We start from the raw sequence: 24,304 nt of genomic DNA on the forward strand, positions 1-24,304 counted from the left end.
TCCGCCCGTCCCTGTGGGCCCGCGTTCGAACGCGGGCCCACAGGGATTTTTTCTAGGTTTATCAGGATGCTTTTCAGGTCCCTTTAACGGCGCCTTCATGAATTCCTTATGAGAATAGCTTCCCGTATTCTTCTGCCCGCTTTCCCGAACCCTAAACGCCAGGGTTTCGTCAGGAGGAATCGGCGCCGCACGCCGCTGTGACGCACTCCACAGCGCGCCCGATTTAGCATGAAAAAACACGGGCAAATCGCCACAGAACCCCGAGCTCTCATGCGGGCGCTCGCGCCTGCGTGATAACACATGAGGGCGCGCCACGTAACCCCTTCCCCCGATGCAATCCCAGAAATTGCTCGGTAAATTCAATCCGCATGACCGCTGCACAAGCCGATCTACCGACCGACCTGCAAGCGAATTTCCTCGGAATGCCCGACGGACTGCGACTCGACACCCCGGACGTCGCCGACGGCGCCGCGATCTGGCGCATCGCCCGCGACTCGAAGGTCCTCGACCTCAACTCGTCGTACAGCTATCTGCTGTGGTGCCGCGACTTCGCGGCGACGTCCGTGGTGGCCCGGGACGCCGACGGCGAGCCGGTCGGCTTCATCACCGGCTACGTCCGCCCGGACGCGCCGCACACCCTCGTGGTCTGGCAGGCCGCCGTCGACCACGCGCACCGCGGCCGCGGTCTCGCCGGCGCGCTGCTCGACGGGCTGACCGCGCGGGTCGTCGCACCGCGCGGGCTCACCACCCTGGAGACGACCATCACGCCGGGCAACACCGCGTCCGAGCGCCTCTTCGCCTCGTACGCGAAGCGGCACGGCGCCGGTGTCGAGCGCACGGTCCTGTTCGACGCGGCCCTCTTCCCCGGCGACGACGGCGGGCACGAGCCCGAAGTCCTGTACGTCATCGGGCCGTTGGCCCCCTGAGCCGACCGGGCCCGCAGCACCACCCCCTCACTTCCCTCCCTCCCGCACGCCACTTCATCTCCCAGGAGATTCGCTGTGACCATCACCCAGCCGGACCTGAGCGTCTTCGAGACCCTGGAGTCGGAGGTGCGCAGCTACTGCCGCGGTTGGCCCACTGTCTTCGACCGCGCGCAGGGCAGCCGCATGTACGACGAGGACGGCCACGAGTACCTCGACTTCTTCGCGGGCGCCGGGTCGCTCAACTACGGGCACAACAACCCCGTCCTGAAACGGGCGTTGCTGGACTACCTGGAGCGCGACGGCGTCACCCACGGCCTCGACATGTCGACGACCGCCAAGCGCGCGTTCCTGGAGTCGTTCCAGAACCTGATCCTGCGCCCGCGCGACCTGCCGTACAAGGTCATGTTCCCGGGCCCGACGGGCACCAACGCGGTGGAGTCCGCGCTGAAGCTGGCCCGCAAGGTCAAGGGCCGCGAGTCGATCGTGTCGTTCACGAACGCGTTCCACGGCATGTCGCTCGGCTCGCTCGCGGTCACCGGCAACGCCTTCAAGCGGGCGGGCGCCGGGATACCGCTGGTGCACGGCACGCCGATGCCGTTCGACCACTACCTGGACGGCAAGGTCCCCGACTTCCTGTGGTTCGAGCGGCTCCTGGAGGACCAGGGCTCGGGTCTGAACAAGCCCGCCGCCGTGATCGTGGAGACCGTGCAGGGCGAGGGCGGCATCAACGTGGCGCGCGCCGAGTGGCTGCGTGCCCTCGAAGCCCTCTGCCGCCGCCAGGACATGCTCCTGATCGTCGACGACATCCAGATGGGCTGCGGCCGCACCGGCGCGTTCTTCTCCTTCGAGGAGGCGGGCATCTCGCCGGACATCGTGACGGTCTCCAAGTCCATCAGCGGCTACGGCCTGCCGATGGCGCTGACCCTCTTCAAGCCGGAGCTCGACATCTGGGAGCCGGGTGAGCACAACGGCACCTTCCGCGGCAACAACCCGGCGTTCGTGACGGCCGCCGCCGCCCTGCAGACGTATTGGTCCGACGGGCCCGCGATGGAGAAGCAGACCCGCGCCCGCGGCGAGCAGATCGAGCAGACGCTGGTCGCGCTCGTCGACGAGCACCGCGCCGACATCGTGGAGTACCGCGGCCGCGGCCTGGTGTGGGGCATCGAGTTCCGCGACAAGGAGCGCGCGGGCCGGGTGGCCGGGCGCGCCTTCGAGCTCGGCCTGCTCATCGAGACCTCGGGCCCCCAGAGCGAGGTCGTCAAGCTCCTGCCGGCCCTGACCATCACCGCCGACGAGCTCGACGAGGGCCTGCGCACCCTGACCCGCGCCGTCCGCGAGACGGCCTGACCCCCTCGTACGGACCCCATCGACCTCGTACGACCGCGTACAGCGTCGTACGACCAGCAAGAAAGGCACTGACTCACCGTGATCGTCCGCTCGTTCAAGGACATCGAAGGCACCGACCGGCACGTGAAGGCCGCGTCGGGCACCTGGGAGAGCAAGCGCATCGTGCTCGCCAAGGAGCGCGTCGGCTTCTCGCTGCACGAGACCATCCTGTACGCGGGTACGGAGACCGCCATGTGGTACGCCAACCACGTGGAGGCCGTGGTGTGCACCAAGGGGGAGGCGGAGCTCACCGACCACACCGACGGTGAGACGTACCGCATCACCCCCGGCACCATGTACCTGCTCGACGGGCACGAGAAGCACACGCTGCGCGTCAAGGAGGACTTCCACTGCCTGTGCGTCTTCAACCCGCCGGTGACGGGCCGTGAGGACCACGACGAGAACGGCGTCTACCCGCTGCTCACGGAGCCGGAGTCCGCGTAGCCGAGACGGCCGGGCAACACCCCGACATCCCCATACGGGCCGCAACGAGAGGAGAGGCAGGCACCACCATGACCACCGCACCCGAACGCACCGGCGATCTGTACCCGACCCGAGGCGCCGAGGAGGTGCTCGTCGAGCGCAAGGACCCCGTGGTGTGGTCCGCGCCGGGCACGCGGGGGCCGTTCACCGACGAGGACCTCGCGGGGTTCGACCGGGACGGGTTCCTGGCCGTCGAGCAGCTGATCACGCCCGACGAGGTCGCCGCGTACCACGCGGAGCTCGAACGGCTGGTCAACGACCCCGGGATGCGCGCGAACGAGCGCTCCATCGTCGAGCCGCGCTCCCAGGAGATCCGGTCCATCTTCGAGGTGCACAGGATCAGCGAGGTCTTCGCGCGCCTGGCCGCCGACCCGCGCGTGGTCGGGCGGGCCCGCCAGATCCTCGGCTCGGACGTGTACGTCCACCAGTCGCGGATCAATGTGAAGCCGGGCTTCGGGGCCTCCGGGTTCTACTGGCACTCGGACTTCGAGACCTGGCACGCGGAGGACGGCCTGCCGAACATGCGGACCGTCTCGGTGTCGATCGCGCTCACCAAGAACCACGACACCAACGGCGGGCTCATGATCATGCCGGGCTCGCACCGGACGTTCCTGGGCTGCGCGGGCGAGACGCCGAAGGACAACTACAAGAAGTCCCTGCAGATGCAGGACGCGGGCACGCCGTCGGACGAGGCGCTTACCGGCCTCGCGTCCGCGTACGGCATCAAGCTGTTCACGGGCGAGGCGGGCTCGGCGACGTGGTTCGACTGCAACGCCATGCACGGCTCGGGCGACAACATCACCCCGTTCCCGCGCTCGAACGTCTTCATCGTGTTCAACAGCGTGGAGAACGCGGCCGTGGAGCCGTTCGCGGCGCCGGTCAGGCGGCCGGAGTTCATCGGCGCGCGGGACTTCACTCCGGTGAAGTGACCGAGATGTGAGAGGGCCCCGGCGCCGTGCGGTGCCGGGGCCCTCTCACGCGTGCGGGGTCAGAGGGCCGGGTAGTCCGTGTAGCCCTTCGCGTCGCCGCCGTAGAACGTGGCGCGGTCGGGCTCGTTGAACGGGCCGCCCGCCCTCAGGCGCGCCGGCAGGTCCGGGTTGGCGAGGAACAGGGCGCCGTACGAGACCAGGTCGGCCGTGCCGTCCTCGATCAGCGCGAGCTCCTCGGGGCCGGTCGGCCCCTCGGTGGCCGGGTTGAGGATGAACGGCCCGTCGAAGCCCTTGCGCAGGGCGGTGACCAGGTCGCGGATCGGGCCGACCTCCATGACGTGCAGATAGGCGAGGCCGAGCGGGGCGAGCCGCTCGACGAGGGCGAGGTAGGTCTCGTCGGGGTCCGGCTCGTGGATGTCGTTGAGCGGGTTGCCGGGCGAGAGGCGGATGCCGGTGCGGGCCGCGCCGATCTCGGCGGAGACGGCCTCGGCGACCTCGACGGCGAAGCGGACGCGGTTCTCCACCGAGCCGCCCCACTCGTCGGTGCGCCGGTTGGAGCCCGGCGCGAGGAACTGGTGGATCAGATAGCCGTTGGCCCCGTGCAGCTCGACGCCGTCGAAGCCCGCCTCGATCGCGTTGCGCGCGGCGGTCACGAACTCGCCGACGGTGGCGCGCACCTCGTCGCCGGTCAGCTCGCGCGGCGTGACGTAGTCCTTGGGGCCCTCGTGCGTGTACACCTGGCCCGCGGCGGCTATCGGGGACGGGCCGACGGGCACGAGGCCCTCGGGCAGGAGCACCGGGTGGCCGATGCGGCCGGTGTGCATGAGCTGGGCGAAGATCCGGCCGCCCGCGGCGTGCACCGCGTCGGTGACCTTGCGCCAGCCCGCGATCTGCTCGTCGCTGTGCAGCCCGGGGGTGTCCGGGTAGCCCTGGCCGACGGCCGAGGGCTGGACGCCTTCGGTGATGACGAGGCCCGCGGTGGCGCGCTGTGCGTAGTAGTCGGCGTTGAGGTCCGTCGGCACGCCGCCCGCGGCGGCCCGGCTGCGGGTCATCGGTGCCATCGCGATGCGGTTGGCGAGCGGGGTGCCGGCGAGGTCGATCGGGTCGAACGCGGTGGTCATGGCGTGCTCCAAAGCATGCGTAGCTAGTCCTGGCCCACCATTCTTGGTCGGCCAAGTAATTCAATCGGGAGTCACTGTAGCTCATTTCTTGGTCGGCCAAGGTAATCTCGGAGGAGACGTCGGGAAGCACGGGCGGACGGCGTCGTGGCCACCGGACGACCGGCCGCAGCCCGCACCGATCAGGAGTTCCGCGATGAAGACCGAGACCGAAGCCGAGCGGGCCGAGCCCGTCTGTCCCTCCGCGGCCGCGGGCGGGCCCGTCAGCACCGCCATCGCCCGGGTCGCGCGCCTGCACCGCACCGCCGCGGGCAAGCTCCTGAAGGGCGCCGGGCTCTACCCCGGCCAGGAGCTGATGATGATGCACCTCTGGGAGTCGGGCGCCGTGCGTCAGTCGGAGCTGATCAGGATGGTGGAGCTCGACCCCTCGACGGTCACGAAGATGCTCCAGCGCCTGGAGCAGGCCGGGCACGTCCGGCGCCGCCCCGACCCCGCCGACCGGCGTGCCGTGCTCGTCGAGGCCACCGACGACAGCAACGACCTCATGAACGCCGTGGAGCGCGCCTGGACCGACCTGGAGAAGCGCACGCTCGCGGGCCTCGACCCGGACGAGCGCGCCCAGCTGGGGCGGCTGCTCTCCCGCGTCGAGGCCAATCTGTGCGTGGAGACGGCCGACTGCCCGAACGTCAGCCGCTGAGGGCGGCGAGCAGCCGGTCCACGTCCGCCGCCGTGTTGTAGAAGTGGAAGGCGACCCGCAGGTTCCCCGCGCGGTCCGACACCTCGATGCCCGCCGCGCTCAGCTCCGGCTGCCGGGCGCCGAGTCCGGGCACCGCCACGACGGGTGAGCCCGGCGCGGGCACCGGCTCGTGGCCGAGCCCGGCGAGCCCGGCGCGGAAGCGGTCCGCCAGGGCCAGGTCGTGCGCGCCGATCGCGGCCACGCCGAGGTCCTCGATGAGCTCCAGGGAGTGCCGCGCGCCCGCGTACGCGAGCAGAGCGGGACTCTCGTCGAACCGGCGCGCGGAGTGGGCGAGTTCCTCGACGGGGCCGTAGCAGCTGTCCCAGGGGCGCTCCCCCGCGACCCAGCCCGCGAGCAGGGGCCGCAGACCGCCGAAGCCCTCGGCCTCCTCCGGCGCGACGAAGAAGGCGACGCCGCGCGGGCAGGTGAGCCACTTGAACGCGACGGACGCGGTGAAGTCGGCCGTCGCGACGTGGTCGCCCAGGTCCATCCAGCCGGTGGCCTGCGAGGCGTCGAGGTAGACGCGGGCGCCGTGGGCGCGGGCCGCCGCGCGGAGCGCGTCGAGGTCCGCGATCCGGCCGTCGGCCGACTGCGCGACGCTGACCGCGACCAGGTCCGTGCCCGGCCGGACCGACTCGGCGAGCCGCTCCAGGGGCACGGCGCGCACCTTGAGGTCGGCGCGCACGTGGAAGGGGTTCACCGTCGAGCTGAAGTCGCCCTCGGCGGTGAGGACTTCGGCGCCCTCCGGCAGCGCCGCGGCGACCAGGCCGCTGTAGACGGCCACCGAGGCACCCGCCGCGACCCGGCCCACCGGCACGCCGACGAGCCGCGCGAAGGCGGCGCGAGCCGCCTCGACGTCCGCGAACATGTCCGCGGGGCGGCCCTGCGCCACGGACAGGGCGCCCTCGTGCATCGCGGTGACGGCACGGGCCGGGAGCAGGCCCGTGCTCGCACTGTTCAGATACGTGGTCCTGGGAGCGAATTCGGAGCGTACGAGGGTCGGGTCGAGGTCGGGGCTCTGGCCGGTGCGCGGTCCGGGGGTCTCCATGAGATCACTGTGCCCCCTGAGCGCGCGCCGGTCCATCACGGAAGTGTGAGCGGTACCGGTAAGCACCGCTAACCCGTGCGTGCGGCCCGGTCAGGCCTGCGGCACCGCGCAGCCGTCGGGGCCGCAGGCCTCGGCGTCCGGCCCGTCGGCGGCGCCCTCGCCGAGCACTGTCAGCGGCGCACGGCTGCCCCAGGCCTGCGCGAGGGCCTGCTCGAACACCTCGGCGGGCTGGGCGCCGGAGACGCCGTACGTGCGGTCCAGGACGAAGAACGGCACGCCGTTCGCGCCCAGCTCCGCGGCCTCGCGCTCGTCGGCGCGCACGTCGTCGGCGTAGGCGGCGGGGTCGGCGAGGACCGCGCGGGCCGCCTCGGGGTCGAGGCCCGCCTCGGCGGCGAGCGCGACGAGGCGCTCGTCGTCGTCGAAGACCGAGTCCTCCTCGGCGAAGTTCGCCCGGTACAGGGCGGCGATCAGCGCGTCCTGCCGGTCGGCGCCCTCGGCCTTGGCGAAGTGCAGCAGGCGGTGCATGTCGAAGGTGCTGCCGTGGTCGCGGCCCTTCGTGCGGTACGCGAGTCCCTCGGCGCCCGCCTGGGCGCCGACGCCCTCCTCGGCCGCCTCCGCCTGGGCCCGCGACATCCCGTACTTGCGCTCCAGCATGGTGAGCACGGCGGTGGTGTCGCCCTTGGCGCGGTTCGGGTCGAGCTCGAAGGAACGGTGCACCACCTCGACGGATTCGCGGTGCGGGAAGTCCGCGAGTGCCCGCTCGAAGCGTGCCTTGCCCACGTAGCACCAGGGGCAGGCGATGTCGCTCCAGATCTCGACGCGCATGGTGTGACTCATCTCCAGGTCGTGCGATGCGGAGACGGCCTCCGCTCCTGGGGTTCAACCCCCGGCAGGGCCCGTCCATTCCTCGGGCCGGGTGAAATGTTCCGTGTTCGCCCGGATCCAGGTGCGCAGCCCGGCCAGCGGCTCCAGGGCGCCCCGGCCCAGCGGCGTCAGCTCGTACTCGACGCGGGGCGGCACCTCGGCGAAGACCGTGCGCCGCACCAGGCCGTAGTCCTCCAGGCGGCGCAGCGTCCGGGTGAGGACCTTGGGGCTGATCCCCTCCAGCTTGCGGCGCAGCTCGCCGAAGCGGCGCGGCCCGTCGGCGAGGGCGGTGATCGCCAGGCCCGTCCACTTGTTGGCGAGCAGCTCGAAGATCTCCCGGCCGGGGCACAGCAAGCCGTAGATGTCGTGCCGGTACGCGGCGTCCGTACGGGCGCCGGCTGCGGAAAACCCGCTCTGACCTGTCATGGTTTCCAGAATATAGTTGGGGCCCTTGTGGGTGATCAGGGTCCTGCCCATACGTTCCCGGCATGGAGATCCACACCCAGAACCCCGTCAGGGCCGGCATCGTCGGGCTCTCCGCCCGTGGCGGCTGGGCCCCGCAGTCGCATCTGCCCGCCCTCGCCCGCCTCGACGGCTACGAGGTCCTCGCGCTCGCCGCGTCGAGCCCCGCGTCGGCCGCCGCCGCGGGCGCGGCGTACGGCGTCCCGCGCGCGTACGCCGGCGCCGGTGAGCTGGTCCGCGACCCCGATGTCGAGCTCGTCGTGGTCAGCGTCCGGGTGCCGCTGCACCGCGAGGTGATCCTGGCGGCGCTCGCGGCGGGCAAGGCCGTCCTGTCGGAGTGGCCGCTCGGCAACGGCCTCGCGGAGGCCGAGGAGCTGGCGGCCGCCGCCGCGGCCGCGGGCGTGCGCACGTTCGCCGGACTCCAGGCCCGCTCGGCGCCCGCCGTGCGGTATGTGCGCGACCTGGTCGCCGACGGCTTCGTCGGCGAGGTCCTGTCCACGAGCCTCGTCGCGTCGGGGCGCCGCTGGGGCCCCACCTTCGAGCCGGGCGGCGGCTACCTCCTGGACCGCGACAACGGCGGCACGATGCTCACCATCCCCTTCGGGCACACCGTCGACGCCCTGGCCATGGTGCTCGGGGAGTTCACCGAGGTGTCCGCGACGACGGCGACGCGGCGGCCCGTCGTGCGCGAGGAGGGTTCGGGGCGCGCCGCGGCCATGACGGTCGCCGACCAGATCGCGGTGAGCGGACGGCTGACGTCCGGTGCCGTCGCCTCCGTGCACTTCCGGGGCGGGCTCGCGCGCGGCACCAACTTCCACTGGGAGATCAACGGCACGGACGGCGACCTCGTGGTCACCGGTGACCACGGGCACCTCCAGCAGGCCCGCCTGACGCTGCGCGGCGCCCGGGGCGCGGAGGGCTCGCTGCGCGAACTCACCGTCCCCGAGCGGTACTTCGACGTGCCCGCGCTCGACGCTCTGCGCGGCGAGGTGCCGTACAACATCGGTGTGCAGTACGCCGACGTCCTGCGCGACCTGCGCGAGGGCACTTTCACCGTGCCGGATTTCGGGCATGCGGCCCGGCGGCAGCGGCTGCTCGACGCCATCGAGCGGGCCGCCGGCACGGGGGTGCGCGTCGCGCTGTGACCGGACACTGCGGGTCGTCTTGGGCTGGCCGCGCAGTTCCCCGCGCCCCTTCGGGGCGCCCCTCAGGAACCGTCTCGTAGACCCTTCGGCCAGTTGGGGCGGAACTCGATGTGGTCGAAGGTCACCACACAGCCTTCGCCCTGCGGGGACTGCGCGAGGAAGCCGACGAGCGCGGCCGCCGCCGCGTCCGCGTCGCCGAGCTGGAAGATGCGGACGAACGTCCAGTGCGCGCCGTCCGTCGACGCGTGGAACGCGAACGCCGCGCCGGTGCGGCTGATCCGCAGCCAGGCGCTGGAGCCGTCCACGACGAAGGCGTTGGCGTCGTCGGAGCGGCCGCGGGTGACGACGGTGCAGATCGTGGGCAGGTCGGGCGAGCGCTCGAAGCAGAGCTTCGCCCACTCCCGTTCGCCGGCGTGCAGATAGAGCACGCCCGCGTCGAAGGCGGCGGCGAAGCCGACCGTGACGCGGGCGATCAGCTGGAAGTCGCCCTCGGGCGCGCCGAGCAGGCGCGGCGCATCGGACGCGGGGTCCAGGGCCTCGCCGGTGGGCGGCACGAAGCGGTCCTGGCGGGGGCCCGCCCAGCCGGTGAGGACCCCGTCCTCGTACGTCCAGTCGCCGTCGGGGCCGTACGGTCTGAGCAGGAAGGGCAGTTCGGGCAGCGCGAGACTGCCGGTGTCCTTGGCGTTCATGCCCGTCAGTGTTCCAGGCGGCCGTCGTAACGGCGGGGCAGACCCAGGGGATTGGCGTCGTGGAGCTCGGGCGGAAGGAGCGCCTGAGGGGTGCTCTGGTACACGACGGGGCGCAGCCAGCGCCCGATGGCGGTGCCGCCGACGGAGGTGGCGGTGCTGGTCGTGGCCGGGTAGGGGCCGCCGTGGTGCTGCGCGGGGGCCACGGCGACGCCGGTGGGCCAGCCGTTGACGAGGACGCGGCCGGCGAGCGGCGTCAGTTCGGCGAGCAGTTCGGCGCCCCGCCCCGCGCCCGCGGCCTCTTCGGCCGAGAGCTGCACGGTCGCCGTGAGGTTGCCGGGGAGCCGGGAGAGCACGGCCGTGATCTCCTGCGGGGACGCGTAGCGGGCGACCACGGTGACCGGGCCGAAGCACTCCTCCAGGAGCAGGTCGTGCGGGCCCTCGGCGGCCAGGCGCGCCGCCGGGACGGTGAGGAAGCCCGCCGCCACGGTGTGCACGCCGCCCGCGCCGGGCGTCACCGGCGCGCTCACGTCGGTCAGTCCGGCGCGCGCGGCGACCCCGGTGACGAAGTCGTCGCGCATGCGGTGGTCCAGGAGCACGCCCGGTTCGGTGTCGCTGACGGCGTCGGTGAGGGACTTCACCAGGCGGTCGCCGTCCGCGCCCTCGGGGGCGAGGACGAGTCCCGGCTTCACACAGAACTGGCCGACGCCGAGCGTCATGGAGCCCGCGAGCCCGGTGCCGATCTGCTCGGCGCGCTCGGCGGCCGCGGCCTCGGTGACGACGACCGGGTTGAGCGAGCCCAGCTCGCCGTGGAAGGGGATCGGCACCGGGCGCGCGGCCGCCGCGTCGAAGAGGGCGCGCCCGCCGCGCACCGAACCGGTGAACCCGGCGGCGGCGACCAGCGGGTGCCGGATCAGTTCGAGGCCCGCGTCGAACCCGTGCACCAGGCCGACGACGGCCTGCGGGACGCCGTGCTCGGCGGCCGCGCGGCGCAGCACCTTCGCGACGAGTTCGGAGGTGGCCGGGTGGTCGGGGTGCGCCTTGACGACGACGGGGCAGCCCGCGGCGAGCGCGCTCGCGGTGTCGCCGCCGGGCACGGAGAACGCGAAGGGGAAGTTGGACGCGCCGTAGACGGCGACGACGCCGAGCGGAATCCGGTAGCGGCGCAGGTCGGGGGTGGGGGGCGTGGTGCTCTCGTCGGGGTGGTCGATGGCGACGCCCAGATAGGCGCCCTCGTCCACGACGTCCGCGAAGGCGCGCAGCTGGAAGCGGGTGCGGGCCAGCTCGCCGCCGAGCCGGACCGGGCCGAGCGCGGTCTCCGCGTCGGCGGCCTCCACCAGCGGGCCCTCGGCGCCTTCGAGGAGGTCCGCCGCGGTGCGCAGGAAGGCCGCGCGGGTCGCGCGGTCCGCGAGGGCGGCGCGCGCCGCGTGGGCGGCGGCGACGGTCCGGCCGACCTCGCCGGGCGTGGCTTCGACGGCGACCTGCTCGCGCCGCTTCCCGGTTCGGGGGTCGACACTCCAGACTGGTGCTGCTGCCACCGGGGGTCCTCCAGGTTTCCCAAGACATCCGCGATTGACGTGGCGTGAGCCGCCGCCGTTTACTGCCACCCGTCAGGGCCGTTCGATATACTGAACGCCGTCTCCCATGGTGAATCCCCGGGGGGACAGTGGAGACTATTTCTCGTCGCACGTGAGGGGTCAAGGGCGATGGCGGGTGCTGAGACGGGCGGAGGCGCGCAGGTCAAGTCCGCGGTGCGGACGGTGGAGTTGCTCGAGTTCTTCGCGGGCCGCCCCGGGATGCACTCCCTCGCCGACGTCCAAGAGGCGGTCGGCTACCCCAAGTCCAGCCTCTACATGCTCCTGCGCACGCTCGTCGAGCTGGGCTGGATCGAGACGGACGCCACCGGCACGCGGTACGGCATCGGGGTGCGCGCGCTGCTCGTCGGCACCTCGTACATCGACGGCGACGAGGTCGTCGCGGCGGCCCGGCCCACGCTCGACCGGCTCTCGGACGACACCACCGAGACGATCCACCTCGCCCGGCTCGACGGCACGAACGTGGTGTATCTGGCCACCCGTCAGTCCCAGCACTATCTGCGCCCGTTCACCCGCGTGGGCCGCCGCCTTCCCGCGCACTCCACCTCGCTCGGCAAGGCCCTGCTCGCCACCCACACCGACGAACAGGTGCGCAAGCTCCTGCCGGAGACGCTCCCGTCGCTGACCGAGAACACGATCACCGACCGCGAGCAGCTGATCGAGGAGCTGCGCACCGTGCGCGAGCAGGGCTTCGCCGTGGACCGCGAGGAGAACACGCTGGGCCTGCGCTGCTTCGGCGTGGCCATCCCCTACCGCACCCCCGCCCGGGACGCGATCAGCTGCTCCGTGCCGGTGGCCCGGCTCACGCCCGCGCACGAGCAGATGGTCAAGGACGCGCTCTTCGACGCCCGCGACCGGCTCACCCTGGCCACGCGGCGGCTCTGACCTCCGCTTTCCCGGCGGCCCTCCTCCCCCGCGCGGTGGAGGCGGCTCGTCATCGGGCAGGAGGTGGCGCGGGCGGCCGCGCGGGAGCGTGGAGGCATGACCCAGCTCCTCGCCCCCGCCCCCGGTCCGACCGCCTCCGACCGGCCCACCGGGGCCCGCCGCGCGCTGCGGGCCGTGGCCGTCGTCTCCTGTCTGCCCTACCTCTCCCTGAAGGCGGCCTGGATCGCCGGGAGCCGCGTCGGCATCCCCGAGGGCAGTGCGCTCCTCGACCACCGCGGCGTGATGATCGCCGCCAACACCCTGACCGTGCTCATGGACGCGGCCGTGATCGTCCTCGCGCTGCTGCTCACCCGGCCCTGGGGGCACCGCGTCCCGGCCTGGCTGCTCGCCCTGCCGATGTGGGCGGCCACCGGGCTGCTCGCGCCGATCATGGCCGGGTTCCCGGCGCAGCTCGCGGTGCGCGCGCTCGGCGGCTCGGTGAACAGCGCCGAGGACACCGGCCGCGAGCCGTTCCTCGACGAGTGGGTCTTCGGGGTGGTCTACGGCGGCTTCATCCTCCAAGGCCTCAGCCTGGGCCTGCTGTTCGCCCTGTACGCCCGCGACCGGTGGGGCCGGGTGTGGCGGGGCCGGGTGGCGGGGCTCGCGGACCCCGGCCGGGCCGCGCGGCGGTGCGCGCTCGCCGCTGCCGTCCTCGCCCTGTACCCGGCCGCCCTGCGCCTGCTCTGGGCGGGCGGCTCGACGCTCGGCCTGAACGAGGCGCGGGCCGCGGAGCGCACCAGTGACTTCTCCGTCCTCCAGGCGCTCGAGGCCTGCTACCTCGCGGCGGCCGCGGCGGGCGCCCTGGTCCTCGCCTTCCGGTGGGGGCGCGCGCTGCCCGTGCGGGTGCCGCTGGCCCTCGCCTGGCTGGGCTCCGCGGCGGTGGCGTGCTGGGGCGCCTGGCTGTTCCTCGCCTCGCTCGGGCCCGTGGACGACGTGGCCGAGCGGCCGACGGCGGCGATGCTCCTGTCCTACGCTGTGCAGATGATCATCGGAACGCTCGTGGCCACCGTCGGCGTGCGCCTGTTCAAGGAGCGCGCGGGCGGCGGTGGGGCCGCGTGAGACGCGTCGGCTCCGCCCTGCTCGGGCGGCGGGCGCGACGGCGGTGGATCCATCTGGTCCTCGGCGGCGCGCTCGCCATGCCGTATGTCTTCGTGGGCTCCATCCTCTCCGGTCCGCTCTTCGGCGACGACCGGTTCTTCGGCTCCTTCTCCGCCCAACTCCTCGCGTTCGCGCTCGGGTTGCCACTGGCCGCGATCACCGCGCTGTTCCCGCTGACCCGGCCGATGTCGGTGGCGGCGGTGCGGGCGCTGTGCGGGGTGCCGGACGAGGCGCTGGCCGACGGGCCGCCGCGCACCCGCCAGGAGCGCGGGCGCACGGTCACGTGGTTCACGCTGCACCTCGGGTTCGGCGGGATCATCAGCGGGATGACGCTCGGCCTCGTGCCGTTCGCGTCGTTCCAGCTCGTGCTGCCCCTCACCGTGGGCGTCTGGGACTCCTGGCTCGGCCTCCCCGACCACCTCCGCAGCTCCTGGACGCTGGTCCTCGCGCCGGTGTCGGGCGCGGTGTGCCTCCTCCTGCTCGCCGGGTGCGCGGCGGGCTGCGGCGAGCTGCTCGCGCGGTGGGCGCCCCGGCTGCTCGGGCCCACGCCCGCCGACCGGCTCGCCGCCGCCGAGCAGCGCGCCGCCGACCTCGCCGTGCGCAACCGCCTCGCCCGCGAGCTGCACGACTCCGTGGGCCACGCGCTGAGCGCGGTCACGCTCCAGGCGAGCGCCGCACGCCGCGTCCTCGACCACGACCCGGAGTTCGTCCGCGAGGCGCTCGCCGCCATCGAGGACACCACCCGGCGCACCGTCGGCGAACTGGACGCGGTCCTCGGCGTCCTGCGCGAGGGCGACCAGCGGGCCTCCACGGCCCCCGCGCCCACGCTCGCCGCCGACCTGGACGGGCTCCTGCGCCGCACCCGCGCGGGCGGCCTGCGCGTGAAGGCCGCCGTCGCCCTCGGCCCCGGGGGCGCCGACGCGCTGCCGCCGATGGTGTCCCGGGAGGCGTACCGCATCGTGCAGGAGGCCCTCAGCAACGCCCTCAAGCACGCGGGCGCCGACACCACCGTGACGCTGCGCATCGCGCGCGACGACACCGGCCTCGACCTGAGTGCCGAGAACCCGCTGCCGTCGGCACCGCCCGGCGCCCCGGCCGACCGGGCGGGCGGCGGCCACGGCCTGCGCGGCATCGCCGACCGGGCGCGGCTCCTCGGCGGCACCGCCGAGTCCGGGCCCGCGGCCGGGGTGTGGCGGCTGCGCGTACGCCTGCCGCTGCGACCGTCCGACTGACCGAACCGTCCCCGCTCCCCCGCTCGCGTGACCGACCCTGGAGGCCCGCCCCATGACCGACACCCCGCTGCGCGTCGTGCTCGCCGACGACGAGCGCATGGTGCGCACCGCGCTGCGCGTCATCCTCTCCGCCGAGCCCGATCTGGAGGTCGTCGGCGAGGCGGCGACCGGCGCCGAGGCGGTGTCCGTCGTACGGGAACTGCGGCCCGACGTGGTCCTGATGGACGTGCGCATGCCGGAGGTCGACGGCATCCGCGCCACCGAGCAGATCCTCCAGACGATGGCGGAGCCGCCGCGCGTCGTGGTCGTCACCACCTTCGAGAACGACGCGTACGTGTACGAGGCGCTGCGCGCCGGAGCGTCCGGCTTCCTGCTGAAGCGGGCCGACGCGGACGCCCTCGTGCAGGCGGTGCGCCTGGTCGCGCGCAGCGACTCGCTGCTCTTCCCCGCGGCCGTGCGCGCCCTGGCCGACGAGCACGCGCGGGCCACGACCGTGCGGGCGCCCTGGGTGGCCCGGCTCACCGGCCGCGAGAGCGAGGTCCTGAAGCTGATGGCCGCCGGGCTCACCAACGCCGAGATCGCCGGGCGCATGGAGGTGGGCCCGGCGACGGTCAAGACGCACGTGGCGGCGGTCCTCGCGAAGACGGGCGCGCGGGACCGCACGCAGGCGGTGATCGCGGCGTACGAGGCGGGCTTCATGAAGAACGCCTGAGAAACAGGACACATCCGCGCAAGCCGGGAACGCCCGGGCCCCCGGTGCTCGTCCTTGTCAGGGATGAACAAGACGATCAGGCACACCGCGGTCTTCACGCTGCTCCTGGTGGTCGCCCTCCTCGTGCGGGCCACCTGGGTGCAGTTCCACGACTCGAAGGCGCTCGCGGAGGACAAGCTGAACAAACGGAACGCGATCAAGACGTACGCGCACCCGCTCGGCGACATCATCGTGGCCGGTGAGCCCATTACCGGCTCCAAGCGCACCTCGGGCGGTGACCTGGCGTACAAGCGCACGTACAAGAACGGAGCGCTGTATTCGTCCGTCACCGGCTACAGCTCGCAGGTGTACGGCGCCACGCAGCTCGAAGGCATCTTCGGGGACCTCCTGGACGGCAGCGACAACCGGCTGAAGAACCCGCTCGACACGCTCACCAACAAGCGTGCCGACCCCGGTGACGTCGTGACCACCATCGACCCGGCCGTCCAGAAGGCCGGGTACAAGGCGCTCGGCGACAAGAAGGGCGCCGCCGTCGCCATCGACCCCAAGACGGGCCGGATCCTCGGGATGGTCTCCACGCCGTCCTACGACCCGTCGAAGATCAGCGGCTCCGCCGACGGCGACGCCTGGAAGGCGCTCCTCGGCGACGAGGACAAGCCGATGGTGAACCGCGCCCTTCGCCAGCCGCTGCCGCCCGGCTCGACGTTCAAGCTGGTGGTCGCGGCGGCCGCCCTGGAGGACGGTCTGTACGACTCGGTCGACCAGAAGACCGCGAGCCCGGATCCGTACACGCTGCCCGGCACGCGCACGTCCATCCCGAACGAGGTCAAGTCCGCCCCCTGCGAGAACGCCTCGCTGCGCACCGCGCTCCAGTGGTCGTGCAACAACGTCTTCACCAAGCTCGCCGTCGACCTCGGCCAGGACAAGCTGCGGGCGCAGGCGGAGAAGTTCGGCTTCAACACCCAGAAGCTGGACGTGCCGGTGCGCGCGGGCGTCAGCCTGTATCCGAAGGGCATGGACAAGGCGAGCACCGGCCTCACCGGCATCGGCCAGTTCGACGTGACCGCGACGCCGCTCCAGATGGCCATGGTGTCGGCCGCGATCGCCAACGGCGGGGAGCTGCGGTCCCCGCACATGGTCTCCAAGACCACGGACGCCGACGGTGACGTCCTGAAGGACTACGACGAGGACGCGGGCGCGCAGCGCGTCGTCAGCGAGTCCACCGCCGAGCAGCTCGCATCCGCGATGCGGTCGGTCGTCGAGAAGGGCACGGCGACGAACGCGCGCATCAGCGGGGCGACCGTGGGCGGCAAGACGGGCACCGCGCAGCACGGCGAGAACAACAGCAAGACGCCGTACGCCTGGTTCACGTCCTACGCCAAGGGGTCCGACGGCAAGGAGGTCGCCGTCGCGGTCATCGTGGAGTCCTCCGACGCGGCCCGCTCCGAGGTCAGCGGCAACGGCCTGGCGGCCCCCATCGCCACCGCCATGATGCGCGCCGCACTCCACTGAGGTCCCCCGCAGCGGACCGCGCAGGTCCCCGCGCCCCTACGGGGTGCTCAGGTCCGCCGGCTCAGGGCGAAGGCCACGCCCAGGGGCAGCAGCGCCCCCGCCGCCAGGCCGGTGAGCAGGCCCAGGCCGCTGAGGGGGTCGCCGTCCCGCACGGAGACGGCGACCCCCGCGGCCAGCGCCACCACGGCCGCGCCCGCGCAGAGGGCGCGGAACCGACGGCTGAGGAAGACCCGCCGGGCAGGCGGCGCGGGCGGAGCCCCGCCCAGCTCGGCGGCAGGCCCGTCGCTCGCCGCCCGAGGCCGCTTGAACCAGGCGTACACCACCCAGTTCCCGCACGGCTCCCATCCGTCCGGGGCGAGCCGCTCGTCGAGGCCCTCGCGCCCGCGCGTGACCAGCTCGCGCCGGTACTCCCACCGCTGCGGCCGCTCCCGGTCGCGGCGGCACACGAACCGCCCGAGCGCGTCGACGCGCTCGACCTCCCAGCCCTCGTCGCCGAAGCGCCCGAGCAGCTCCTCGTCGACGGACGTGTCGGCGGTCCACCGCCAGGTCTCGGCGCCCGCCCCGGGCGGCACCGGCCCGGCGGCGTCCGGCGCGAGCTGCCGCGCGAACTCCTCGACCGGGCCGAACTCCCGCACCGGGTCGGCCCCGCACTCCGCGAGGTGCGCGGCGAGGTCGGCCGCGGTCTCCCGCACCCGCTCCTCAGGGAGCCCCAGCTCCCGCAGCCGCGCGGTCAGGCGCGGCAGATAGGTCTCGCTCATCGCACACCCGCCCGTCCGAGGACCTCGCGTACGGAGGTGTCGAAGGCGAGCCACAGTCCGCCCTGCTCGGTGAGTGTCCGGTGCCCGGCCGGGGTCAGGGTGTAGTACCGCCGCCCCGGGCCCTTCTCCGTGGCGCGGAACTCCGCCGCGACGAGATCCGCCTCCTCCAGGCGGTTGAGCACCGGGTACAGCGTGCCGCCCCTGATCTGCCCGAACCCGGCGGCGTCGAGCCGCTTGGCGATCTCGTAGCCGTAGCTCTCGCCCTCGGTGAGGCTCGCGAGGACCAGCAGGTCGAGCACGCCCTTGAACCAGCTCGCGCGGCGGTCGGCGCTCACGCCGTCCCGCCCTCGGCGCAGGGCGCTTCGGGCGCGGGGATCGTCAGGTCCCGGGCCGAGAGCGCCACGTGCACGACGACGGGCACGAGCAGGCTGCCGGACGCCAGGTACAGGCCGGTCAGGAGCGTCCCGAAGAGCCCGAAGACGACGATGCCGGTGCCGCCCTGGTACCACCCGGCGAGCGCGTACACCGCCAGGCTCAGCGCGGCCGCCGCGTACAGCGGCAGGCCGAGCGCGCCGACGCCGAAGGCGATGAGCAGGCCGCGGTAGACGAGTTCGGCGCAGACGCCGTCGGTCACGGCGGCGGCCATCGCGAACCGCCGCTCCCGCGCGGTCCGCGGCAGCATGGCCGCGATCGCGGCCCGGCCGGGCACGTGCTTGCCCTCCTCGGCGAGGTCCCGGAAGTGGCGCCCGGACAGGGCGGCGGCGACCGAGCACAACAGGACGAGCGGCACGGCGAACGTCAGGTCGTCGGGCGCCGCGACGCCGAGGTCGGCGGCCGACGTGCCGGGCGAGAGGAGCAGGACCGCGACGGTCAGCGCCGCGAAGGCCCACCAGGCGACGATCGTGAAGGTGAAGTAGCGGACGAGGGCGCCCGGTTCGGTGGCCCGGCGGCACGCGAGCGACGCGTACACGCGGCGGCCGAGCCACGGCTCGCCGAGGAGCAGATAGGCGGCGAGCGCACCCCCGATGGCCGTGGCGGCCATCGAGAGGTCGGGCGAGATCGTCATGGGTCCCCCTGGCTACGAGCATGTGCACACGGCGTAGACGCGCGTGCGTACTGGTCAGGGCTAGACCGTATGGCTAGCTAGTCAGTTACGCAATCTAGCTCGGGGCACCGAGACCTCCGGGGTGTGGGCTACGGGTGCCAGAGCGGGTCGCGGCCGCTGAGGGCGACGACCTGGTCGAGGACGGAAGCCCCAGGGGGGACGGGCACCGGCGGTCCGAAGAGCGTGCCCCGCGCCGCCGGGTCCTCCGTCGCGGCGGCGGACAGCATCTGGTGGGAGACGCCGAGGCCCGCCGCGTCCGGCGCGTACTCCTGGCCCGTGGCCCGCGCCAGGTCCCAGCCGTGCACGACGAGTTCGTTCAGGGCGATGACCCCGGCGAGCTCGCCGGGCAGGTCCACGCCGCCCGCCCGGGTCTGCCCGGTCCACGCGGCCGAGTCGCGCCACACCTCCGCCAGCTCGGCGAGGCGGCGCGGCAGCTCGTCGCGCCAGTCGGCACCGATGTCGGGCAGCCTGCTCGACGGATCGGTGTCGGTGCGCGCCCCGAGGTCCTTGCGCGCGGCGTCGGTGAACGCGGCGGCGAGCCCGACGAGGTGGCCGAGCAGATGGCGCACGGCGTAGTCGGGGCAGGGCGTGGGCCCGTCGAGCCGGTCGTCGGTGACGCCCGCGGCGAGGCGCGCGACCAGGCGCGCCTGCGGCCTGAGGTCCGGCAGCTCGTGCGGCTCGCCCGCGGGGTCCACCGCGCCCGGCTGGGGGTTCGTGATCTCCGGCATGGCCGTCTCCTTCGCGTCGGGATGCGGGTCCTGAGCGTGCCCCTGGGGACCCTCTCCCTGACCTGACTGCCCCGGCCGCCGGAATTCATCGCCGCCGGATCCCGCCGGTCACCCCGACACGTGGTCCCGCGGGGGCGCGGCCGCCGGTGGCCGCGCCCCCGCGAGGGGTCACTTCACGTCCGCCCAGCGCTTGATCGTCGCGATGACCCGCGACTGCTGCGGCTCGGGCAGCTTCGCTATGGACGCGCCGTGGTTGGCGCCCGGCACCTCGTAGCGGTACGAGTCGCGGTGGCTCGGGGTGAACTTCTCCGCGCTCCACGGGTCGTTCTCGCCGTAGATGAACATCATCCGCTGGCCCCGGGTCTTCACCCAGCGGTCGACGTCGGCGATCGTCGCGTTGTTGTACGAGCCGCGCATGGCGGCGGGCAGGACCGAGTTCGGCTGGTAGATGTCCGGGTAGTGGCGCACGCCCTTGAGGTGCTTGAACTTCAGGTCGGCCCAGCCGAGCTGGGTGGCGGCCTGGCGGTAGTAGGGGCCCGAGCTGTTCACGCCGAGGTCCTCGTCGTAGTAGACGCTCAGGCCGTGCCCCTTCGACCAGGAGTAGAGCTCGTCGTCCGTGGCCTTCTTCGCGTCGGGCACGGTGGCGCAGTTGTCGATGCTGCCCGACTGCCAGAAGTTCCACACCTGGTCGAGGACCGCGAACTCATAGGCGCGGTCGGTGGTGCCGAGCGTCTCCTCGAAGGTCTGGCCGTTCGCCTTCGCGTCCGCCTCGAACTTGGGCAGGAGCGCGTCGCGGCGGACGAGCATCTCGCGCTGCACGGCGTTCAGGGCCGCGCGGCACTCCTTGGTGCCCACGGTCGCGAAGAAGCGCTCGTAGCCGGAGTCGTCCCGGTTGTTCTTGTCGTTGGGCGCGACGAACGCGACCACGGCGTCCAGGTCCTCGGGGTAGAAGCGCTCGTGGTACGTGGCCGTCATGCCGCCCTTGCTGGCGCCGGTGCCGATCCACTTGCCCTTCTCGATGGAGCGCAGGGCCTGGGTGAGGCGGTGCTCGTCGGCCGCCTCCTGCTGGACGGTCATCTTCGTCCAGTCGTCGCCCGCCGCACCCTGGGGGCGGGACTGGAGGAAGTAGCGGTGTTCGAGGCTGACCTGGTTGGCGTCCAGGAGTCTGGTGACGGCGCTGGTGCCGGAGCCGATGCCGTAGCCGGTGGTGTACAGGACGGTCGGCCTGTCCGTCGACTTGTGCCACAGCGTCAGGCGCTGGGTGAACGTGGCCTTGTGCGGACGCTTGTGGTCCACCGGCTGACGGTAGGTCAAGGAGTAGAAGGGGTAGCCCTCCTTGTCCGTCACGGAGACGACCGTCATCCCCGGTATCTTCTCCAGGCGTTCGCGGACGTCCTCCGCCGTGGCGGACGCCGTGGACCCGGCCCGTACGGAGTCCGCCCGTACGGCCCCCGTCTGTCCGGCCCCGTCCCGCGCGGTCGCGGTCCCGGCGGTGGCGAGCACCGCGACGCCCGCCGTGAGCCCGGCGCAGACCAGCGCGGATATCCCCTTGTTGCGCACCTTGTCTCCTCTGTTCCCCGCCCCGTGAGCGATGTAGCGATGTGTGGTGCGCGGATCGTAACGGCTGTCAGGCGAGCCGCGACAGGGCCGTCCTGACGTGCGCGAGGTCCTCGTCGGATGCCAGGCCCGCGTGGTAGAGGCGCAGTTCGGTGGCGCCGAGCGCCGCCGCGCGCCGGGCGTCGGCGGCGAGCGTCGCGGGGCTTCCGCCCAGGCCCGCCACCACGGTGAGGTTGGCGGCGACGACGGTGCCCTCGCGCGCGTGGGCGGCGAAGGGCGCGAGCGGCTCGGCGCCCCCGGCGCAGGGCACGACCACGCCGTCGGCCACGGACAGGACGTGCTCGGGGTCCACCCCGGCGTTGGCGCCGCAGCGGTAGGCCACCGGGTCCGCGTGCAGGAGCACTTGGAAGCCTGCGGGCGCCTCGGCGCGCACGGCCGCGACCGCCGCCTCCTGGAAAGTGCGGGCGCTGTGCTCGCGCCACGCGCGCGTGGCGGCCGCCGCCGCGGCGCCGATGAGCTTCTCCACGCCCGCCCAGCCGGGCTCCGGCACGGTGCCGCGCCACATCGGCTCCAGGCCGCGGCGCACGGTGGCGGCGAGCCGGTCGGGGTCCTGGCCGTGCTCGGCGTACCCGGCGCGGCAGGTGGCGCAGAAGCACAGCGACATCGCGTACTGGCCCGCCTCGCCGAGCCCGACGCCCGCGACCTTGTCGTGGGCGTGCAGATGCGCGAAGCCGTACCAGCCGCACGACTCCAGTTCGGCCCCGGCCGCCCCCGGCCGCACGGCCGCCTCGGCGGCGAGGTCGACGAGGTAGGCGCGGTTGTCGGGGCTCGCGACGCAGGGCGCCCAGGGGTAGCGGTCGCCGTAGGCGTTGACCACGCTGGTGTCCGGGTGCTCGGCGCCCAGGCGGGAGTTGTGGGCGAGCACCACCCAGGCGTGGACGTCGAGCCCGGCGGCCGCGAGGGCCCGCGCGGCCCGGCCGTAGGCGTCGCCCGGCGCCCAGTCCCCCGCGGGGTGCGGCCGCGGCGCCCGACCCCGCCAGCGCTCGCCCGGCGGGTAGAGGACGGCGGCGTGCTCCGCGGTGACGACGCGGTGGCGCGGATGGCGCGGGGTGAGGGCGCGGGTGGAGTGGTAGGCCGAGGCGAGGGTCACCTGGCGCACGCCGAGGGCGGCGACGCGGTCGGCGGCTCCGGGGTCGCCGACGACGTCCCAGGGGTAGAGGAACGCGGCCGCCTTCACGCCCCGGCCTCCGCCACCAGGGCCCGGCCCCGCTCGATGAGTTCGGCCAGGCGCTTGACGTGGTCGTCGGCCGGCTCGTGCAGCGGCGGCCGTACCCCGCCGACGTCAAGGCCGCCGAGCCGCACGCCCGCCTTGACCAGCGAGACCGCGTAGCCCCTGCCCTGGGCGCGCAGTTCCACGAAGGGCCGGTAGAAGCCGTCGACCAGACGGGCCGCCGTCGCGTCGTCGCCGGAGTTCAGCGCGCGGTGGAAGGCCAGCGCGAGGTCGGGCAGGAAGCAGAACACGGCCGACGAGTACAGGCTCACGCCGATGCCGCGGTAGGCGAGGCCGGTCAGCTCGGCGGTGGGCAGGCCGTTGAAGTACAGGAAGTCGCCGGGGCCTTCGGTGCGTACGGCGCTGACGATCCGCTGCATCAGGTCGAGGTCGCCGACGCCGTCCTTGAAGCCGATGACCCCTTCGGTGCGGGCGAGCCCGACGACCGTGCCGGGCGTGAACACGGCGTTGTCGCGCTGGTAGACGATGACGTCGAGCGAGGTCGCCGCGGCCAGTTCGGCGTAGTGCCGCAGCAGGCCCTCCTGGGCGGCGACGACCAGGTAGGGCGGCAGCGCGAGCAGCCCGTCGGCGCCCGCGTCCTCGGCGAGGCGCGCGTACCGCACGGCGAGCGCGGTGCCGTACCCGGTGCCCGCGACCACCGGGACGCGGCCCGCGGTCTCCGCGACGGCGGCGGCGACGCACTCCTGGTACTCCTCGGGCGTCAGCGCGTGGAACTCGCCCGTGCCGCAGCAGGCGAACACCGCCGCCGCACCCGCCTCCACCCCCCGGCGCACATGCGTGCGCAGCGCCTCGACGTCCACGGATCCGCCGGGCCCGAAGGGGGTGACGGGGAAGAACAGCGGCCCGCTGGGAACGCGGAGCCGGGAGGCGAGGGATGCTGACCGACCTGACCTGCCTGACGTCACGGGCTCTCCCTTAGCGTGCACGTTTCTGATTCACGTCCATGTCCCTGAACGCGCCCACGCTAGGGCGGCTCTTCGCGCGGGTCAAGCGCGCAAACACGCAACTCAGGAACGGATCCATGGGCTCCGCGCCCCCCTTGACCGCACCGCCCGCCGCTCCCTAGCGTGTCCATGGATGTGAATCCTGGACACAAGCACGCACGTGGCGCGCCACTCCCGTCGGCGCCACCCCGCCGCCCCACCCCAAGGAGACCGCCGCATGCCCGCTCCCCGCACCGTCCTGCTGACCGGCGCCGCCGGCGGTCTCGGCACCCTGATGCGCGACCTGCTGCCCGCGTACGGCTACCGGCTGCGCCTGCTCGACCTGCGCCCGGTCGAGGGCGAGCCCGACGCGCTCACCGTCGACCTCGCCGACCGGGCGGCCCTTCGCGAGGCCGTGCGCGGCGTGGACGCGGTGCTCCACCTCGCGGGCATCTCCCTGGAGTCCAGCTTCGACAAGATCCTGAAGGCCAACATCGAAGGCACGTACCACCTCTACGAGGCGGTGCGCGAGGAGGGCGTGGAGCGCGTCGTCCTCGCCTCCTCCAACCACGCGGTGGGCTTCACCCCGCGCCCGGTCGGCGCGGACCCGCTGATCCCCGTCGACGCGCCGCGCCGCCCCGACACCTACTACGGCCTGTCGAAGTCCTTCGGCGAGGACCTGGCCCAGTTCTACTGGGACAAGCACGGCGTGCAGACGGTGTCCGTGCGGATCGGCGCCTGCTTCGCCGAGCCCGTCGACGTCCGGATGCTGTCGGTGTGGATGTCCCCCGACGACGGCGCGCGGCTCTTCCACGCGGCGCTCACCGCCCCGGACGTCGGACACACCGTCGTGTACGGCTCGTCCGCCAACACCCGGCTGTGGTGGGACCTGGAGCCCGCGCGGGCGCTCGGGTACGAACCCCGTGACGACTCCGAGCGGTTCGCGGCCAAGCTCGTCGCGGAGCAGGGGGAGCTCGACCCCGCCAACCCCGACCACGCCCACCTCGGCGGCCGCTTCTGCACGAACCCGCCAGTGTGGCCGTATTGAGCCTCCTCCCTGGAGGGGACGCCCTCGTCAGCCTGGGG

General features: G+C 73.3%; 25 protein-coding genes. 12 read left to right on the forward strand and 13 right to left on the reverse strand.

The window, feature by feature from the left end; translation table 11 throughout:
- The first annotated feature begins 368 nt into the window (after positions 1–368).
- The 4 genes from ectA (at position 369) to thpD (ending at position 3,724) form a co-directional block, all read left to right on the forward strand.
- Positions 369–926 carry a diaminobutyrate acetyltransferase gene (ectA, locus tag CP982_RS10950; RefSeq protein ID WP_150510342.1) on the forward strand — a complete coding sequence of 186 codons (558 nt, stop codon included), beginning with the start codon at positions 369–371 and terminating at the stop codon, positions 924–926.
- 75 nt (positions 927–1,001) lie between these two features.
- A complete protein-coding gene (gene ectB / locus CP982_RS10955) occupies positions 1,002–2,273 on the forward strand; it encodes a diaminobutyrate--2-oxoglutarate transaminase (RefSeq protein WP_150510343.1) in 1,272 nt (423 codons plus the stop codon).
- A gap of 78 nt (positions 2,274–2,351) precedes the next feature.
- Positions 2,352–2,756, forward strand: a complete 405-nt coding sequence (locus tag CP982_RS10960; RefSeq protein ID WP_144002745.1) for an ectoine synthase — start codon at positions 2,352–2,354, stop codon at positions 2,754–2,756.
- Positions 2,757–2,824: 68 nt separating this feature from the next.
- Positions 2,825–3,724, forward strand: coding sequence for an ectoine hydroxylase (gene thpD, locus CP982_RS10965; RefSeq protein WP_150510344.1), 900 nt, complete (start codon positions 2,825–2,827; stop codon positions 3,722–3,724).
- A gap of 59 nt (positions 3,725–3,783) precedes the next feature.
- Here the strand turns inward: thpD and CP982_RS10970 are convergent, their stop codons facing one another.
- The gene (locus CP982_RS10970; RefSeq protein WP_150510345.1) at positions 3,784–4,845 is read right to left on the reverse strand and encodes an alkene reductase; all 1,062 of its coding nucleotides are present in this window, start codon (positions 4,843–4,845) and stop codon (positions 3,784–3,786) included.
- Positions 4,846–5,038: 193 nt separating this feature from the next.
- On the opposite strand from CP982_RS10970, the gene CP982_RS10975 reads away from it, so the two are divergent.
- Entirely contained in the window at positions 5,039–5,539 is a 501-nt protein-coding gene (locus tag CP982_RS10975) for a MarR family winged helix-turn-helix transcriptional regulator (RefSeq protein WP_150510346.1), read from the forward strand.
- Here the strand turns inward: CP982_RS10975 and CP982_RS10980 are convergent.
- From CP982_RS10980 to CP982_RS10990, 3 genes are all read right to left on the reverse strand, one after another.
- Positions 5,529–6,626 (reverse strand): aminotransferase class V-fold PLP-dependent enzyme, encoded by a 1,098-nt coding sequence (locus CP982_RS10980; RefSeq protein ID WP_150510347.1) that lies wholly within the window; start codon positions 6,624–6,626, stop codon positions 5,529–5,531. The genes CP982_RS10975 and CP982_RS10980 overlap by 11 nt on opposite strands.
- A 90-nt stretch (positions 6,627–6,716) precedes the next feature.
- Positions 6,717–7,451, reverse strand: coding sequence for a DsbA family oxidoreductase (locus CP982_RS10985; protein WP_150510348.1), 735 nt, complete (start codon positions 7,449–7,451; stop codon positions 6,717–6,719).
- Between the two features lie 54 nt (positions 7,452–7,505).
- Entirely contained in the window at positions 7,506–7,916 is a 411-nt protein-coding gene (locus CP982_RS10990; RefSeq protein ID WP_150510349.1) for a winged helix-turn-helix transcriptional regulator, read from the reverse strand.
- Positions 7,917–7,978: 62 nt separating this feature from the next.
- On the opposite strand from CP982_RS10990, the gene CP982_RS10995 reads away from it, so the two are divergent.
- Positions 7,979–9,097, forward strand: coding sequence for a Gfo/Idh/MocA family protein (locus CP982_RS10995; protein ID WP_150510350.1), 1,119 nt, complete (start codon positions 7,979–7,981; stop codon positions 9,095–9,097).
- Positions 9,098–9,159: 62 nt separating this feature from the next.
- On the opposite strand, the gene CP982_RS11000 is transcribed toward CP982_RS10995, so the two are convergent.
- Entirely contained in the window at positions 9,160–9,786 is a 627-nt protein-coding gene (locus tag CP982_RS11000; RefSeq protein ID WP_150510351.1) for a DUF1349 domain-containing protein, read from the reverse strand.
- A gap of 5 nt (positions 9,787–9,791) precedes the next feature.
- Positions 9,792–11,321 carry an aldehyde dehydrogenase (NADP(+)) gene (locus tag CP982_RS11005; protein WP_150510352.1) on the reverse strand — a complete coding sequence of 510 codons (1,530 nt, stop codon included), beginning with the start codon at positions 11,319–11,321 and terminating at the stop codon, positions 9,792–9,794.
- A gap of 168 nt (positions 11,322–11,489) precedes the next feature.
- On the opposite strand from CP982_RS11005, the gene CP982_RS11010 reads away from it, so the two are divergent.
- From CP982_RS11010 to CP982_RS11035, 5 genes are all read left to right on the forward strand, one after another.
- Entirely contained in the window at positions 11,490–12,263 is a 774-nt protein-coding gene (locus tag CP982_RS11010) for an IclR family transcriptional regulator (RefSeq protein WP_144002754.1), read from the forward strand.
- Positions 12,264–12,359: 96 nt separating this feature from the next.
- Complete coding sequence (locus CP982_RS11020) at positions 12,360–13,361, forward strand: hypothetical protein (protein WP_150510353.1); 1,002 nt, start codon at positions 12,360–12,362, stop codon at positions 13,359–13,361.
- Positions 13,358–14,632 carry a sensor histidine kinase gene (locus CP982_RS11025; RefSeq protein WP_229879504.1) on the forward strand — a complete coding sequence of 425 codons (1,275 nt, stop codon included), beginning with the start codon at positions 13,358–13,360 and terminating at the stop codon, positions 14,630–14,632. Before CP982_RS11020 ends, CP982_RS11025 begins: the two co-directional genes overlap by 4 nt.
- 52 nt (positions 14,633–14,684) lie before the next feature.
- On the forward strand, positions 14,685–15,344 hold the full coding sequence (locus CP982_RS11030; protein WP_150510354.1) for a response regulator transcription factor: 660 nt from the start codon (positions 14,685–14,687) through the stop codon (positions 15,342–15,344).
- Positions 15,345–15,407: 63 nt separating this feature from the next.
- Positions 15,408–16,856 carry a peptidoglycan D,D-transpeptidase FtsI family protein gene (locus CP982_RS11035; RefSeq protein ID WP_150510355.1) on the forward strand — a complete coding sequence of 483 codons (1,449 nt, stop codon included), beginning with the start codon at positions 15,408–15,410 and terminating at the stop codon, positions 16,854–16,856.
- A 47-nt stretch (positions 16,857–16,903) separates the two neighbouring features.
- On the opposite strand, the gene CP982_RS11040 is transcribed toward CP982_RS11035, so the two are convergent.
- The 7 genes from CP982_RS11040 to CP982_RS11070 all read right to left on the reverse strand — a co-directional run bounded on the left by CP982_RS11040 (position 16,904) and on the right by CP982_RS11070 (position 23,200).
- Entirely contained in the window at positions 16,904–17,614 is a 711-nt protein-coding gene (locus CP982_RS11040) for a hypothetical protein (RefSeq protein WP_150510356.1), read from the reverse strand.
- The gene (locus tag CP982_RS11045; RefSeq protein ID WP_150510357.1) at positions 17,611–17,949 is read right to left on the reverse strand and encodes a PadR family transcriptional regulator; all 339 of its coding nucleotides are present in this window, start codon (positions 17,947–17,949) and stop codon (positions 17,611–17,613) included. The genes CP982_RS11040 and CP982_RS11045 overlap by 4 nt, the downstream gene beginning before the upstream one ends.
- Entirely contained in the window at positions 17,946–18,680 is a 735-nt protein-coding gene (locus CP982_RS11050; RefSeq protein WP_150510358.1) for a CPBP family glutamic-type intramembrane protease, read from the reverse strand. The genes CP982_RS11045 and CP982_RS11050 overlap by 4 nt, the downstream gene beginning before the upstream one ends.
- 128 nt (positions 18,681–18,808) lie before the next feature.
- Positions 18,809–19,447, reverse strand: a complete 639-nt coding sequence (locus CP982_RS11055; RefSeq protein WP_150510359.1) for a TIGR03086 family metal-binding protein — start codon at positions 19,445–19,447, stop codon at positions 18,809–18,811.
- Positions 19,448–19,615: 168 nt separating this feature from the next.
- Complete coding sequence (locus CP982_RS11060) at positions 19,616–21,007, reverse strand: S28 family serine protease (protein ID WP_150510360.1); 1,392 nt, start codon at positions 21,005–21,007, stop codon at positions 19,616–19,618.
- 67 nt (positions 21,008–21,074) lie between these two features.
- The gene (locus tag CP982_RS11065; RefSeq protein WP_150510361.1) at positions 21,075–22,241 is read right to left on the reverse strand and encodes a hypothetical protein; all 1,167 of its coding nucleotides are present in this window, start codon (positions 22,239–22,241) and stop codon (positions 21,075–21,077) included.
- Positions 22,238–23,200: a 5-dehydro-4-deoxyglucarate dehydratase gene (locus CP982_RS11070; RefSeq protein WP_150510362.1), complete on the reverse strand. Its 963-nt coding sequence runs from the start codon at positions 23,198–23,200 to the stop codon at positions 22,238–22,240. The genes CP982_RS11065 and CP982_RS11070 overlap by 4 nt, the downstream gene beginning before the upstream one ends.
- 256 nt (positions 23,201–23,456) lie before the next feature.
- Between CP982_RS11070 and CP982_RS11075 the strand changes: the two genes are divergently transcribed.
- Positions 23,457–24,266, forward strand: a complete 810-nt coding sequence (locus CP982_RS11075) for an NAD-dependent epimerase/dehydratase family protein (protein WP_150510363.1) — start codon at positions 23,457–23,459, stop codon at positions 24,264–24,266.
- Positions 24,267–24,304: the final 38 nt, after the last annotated feature.

It is taken from the genome of Streptomyces spectabilis (assembly GCF_008704795.1).
GTDB classification, from domain to species: Bacteria; Actinomycetota; Actinomycetes; order Streptomycetales; family Streptomycetaceae; genus Streptomyces; species Streptomyces spectabilis.

Bases quoted from the DNA above. Each gene is read 5' to 3' on its own strand.
- CP982_RS11040 (WP_150510356.1), bottom strand. From the start codon at position 17,614: ATGAGCGAGACCTATCTGCCGCGCCTGACCGCGCGGCTGCGGGAGCTG.
- thpD (WP_150510344.1), top strand. From the start codon at position 2,825: ATGACCACCGCACCCGAACGCACCGGCGATCTGTACCCGACCCGAGGC.
- CP982_RS10975 (WP_150510346.1), top strand. From the start codon at position 5,039: ATGAAGACCGAGACCGAAGCCGAGCGGGCCGAGCCCGTCTGTCCCTCC.
- CP982_RS11055 (WP_150510359.1), bottom strand. From the start codon at position 19,447: ATGCCGGAGATCACGAACCCCCAGCCGGGCGCGGTGGACCCCGCGGGC.
- CP982_RS11035 (WP_150510355.1), top strand. From the start codon at position 15,408: ATGAACAAGACGATCAGGCACACCGCGGTCTTCACGCTGCTCCTGGTG.
- CP982_RS11010 (WP_144002754.1), top strand. From the start codon at position 11,490: ATGGCGGGTGCTGAGACGGGCGGAGGCGCGCAGGTCAAGTCCGCGGTG.
- CP982_RS10980 (WP_150510347.1), bottom strand. From the start codon at position 6,626: ATGGAGACCCCCGGACCGCGCACCGGCCAGAGCCCCGACCTCGACCCG.
- CP982_RS11030 (WP_150510354.1), top strand. From the start codon at position 14,685: ATGACCGACACCCCGCTGCGCGTCGTGCTCGCCGACGACGAGCGCATG.
- CP982_RS11020 (WP_150510353.1), top strand. From the start codon at position 12,360: ATGACCCAGCTCCTCGCCCCCGCCCCCGGTCCGACCGCCTCCGACCGG.
- CP982_RS10990 (WP_150510349.1), bottom strand. From the start codon at position 7,916: ATGACAGGTCAGAGCGGGTTTTCCGCAGCCGGCGCCCGTACGGACGCC.
- CP982_RS11050 (WP_150510358.1), bottom strand. From the start codon at position 18,680: ATGACGATCTCGCCCGACCTCTCGATGGCCGCCACGGCCATCGGGGGT.
- CP982_RS11075 (WP_150510363.1), top strand. From the start codon at position 23,457: ATGCCCGCTCCCCGCACCGTCCTGCTGACCGGCGCCGCCGGCGGTCTC.
- CP982_RS11000 (WP_150510351.1), bottom strand. From the start codon at position 9,786: ATGAACGCCAAGGACACCGGCAGTCTCGCGCTGCCCGAACTGCCCTTC.
- CP982_RS10970 (WP_150510345.1), bottom strand. From the start codon at position 4,845: ATGACCACCGCGTTCGACCCGATCGACCTCGCCGGCACCCCGCTCGCC.
- CP982_RS10985 (WP_150510348.1), bottom strand. From the start codon at position 7,451: ATGCGCGTCGAGATCTGGAGCGACATCGCCTGCCCCTGGTGCTACGTG.
- CP982_RS10995 (WP_150510350.1), top strand. From the start codon at position 7,979: ATGGAGATCCACACCCAGAACCCCGTCAGGGCCGGCATCGTCGGGCTC.
- ectA (WP_150510342.1), top strand. From the start codon at position 369: ATGACCGCTGCACAAGCCGATCTACCGACCGACCTGCAAGCGAATTTC.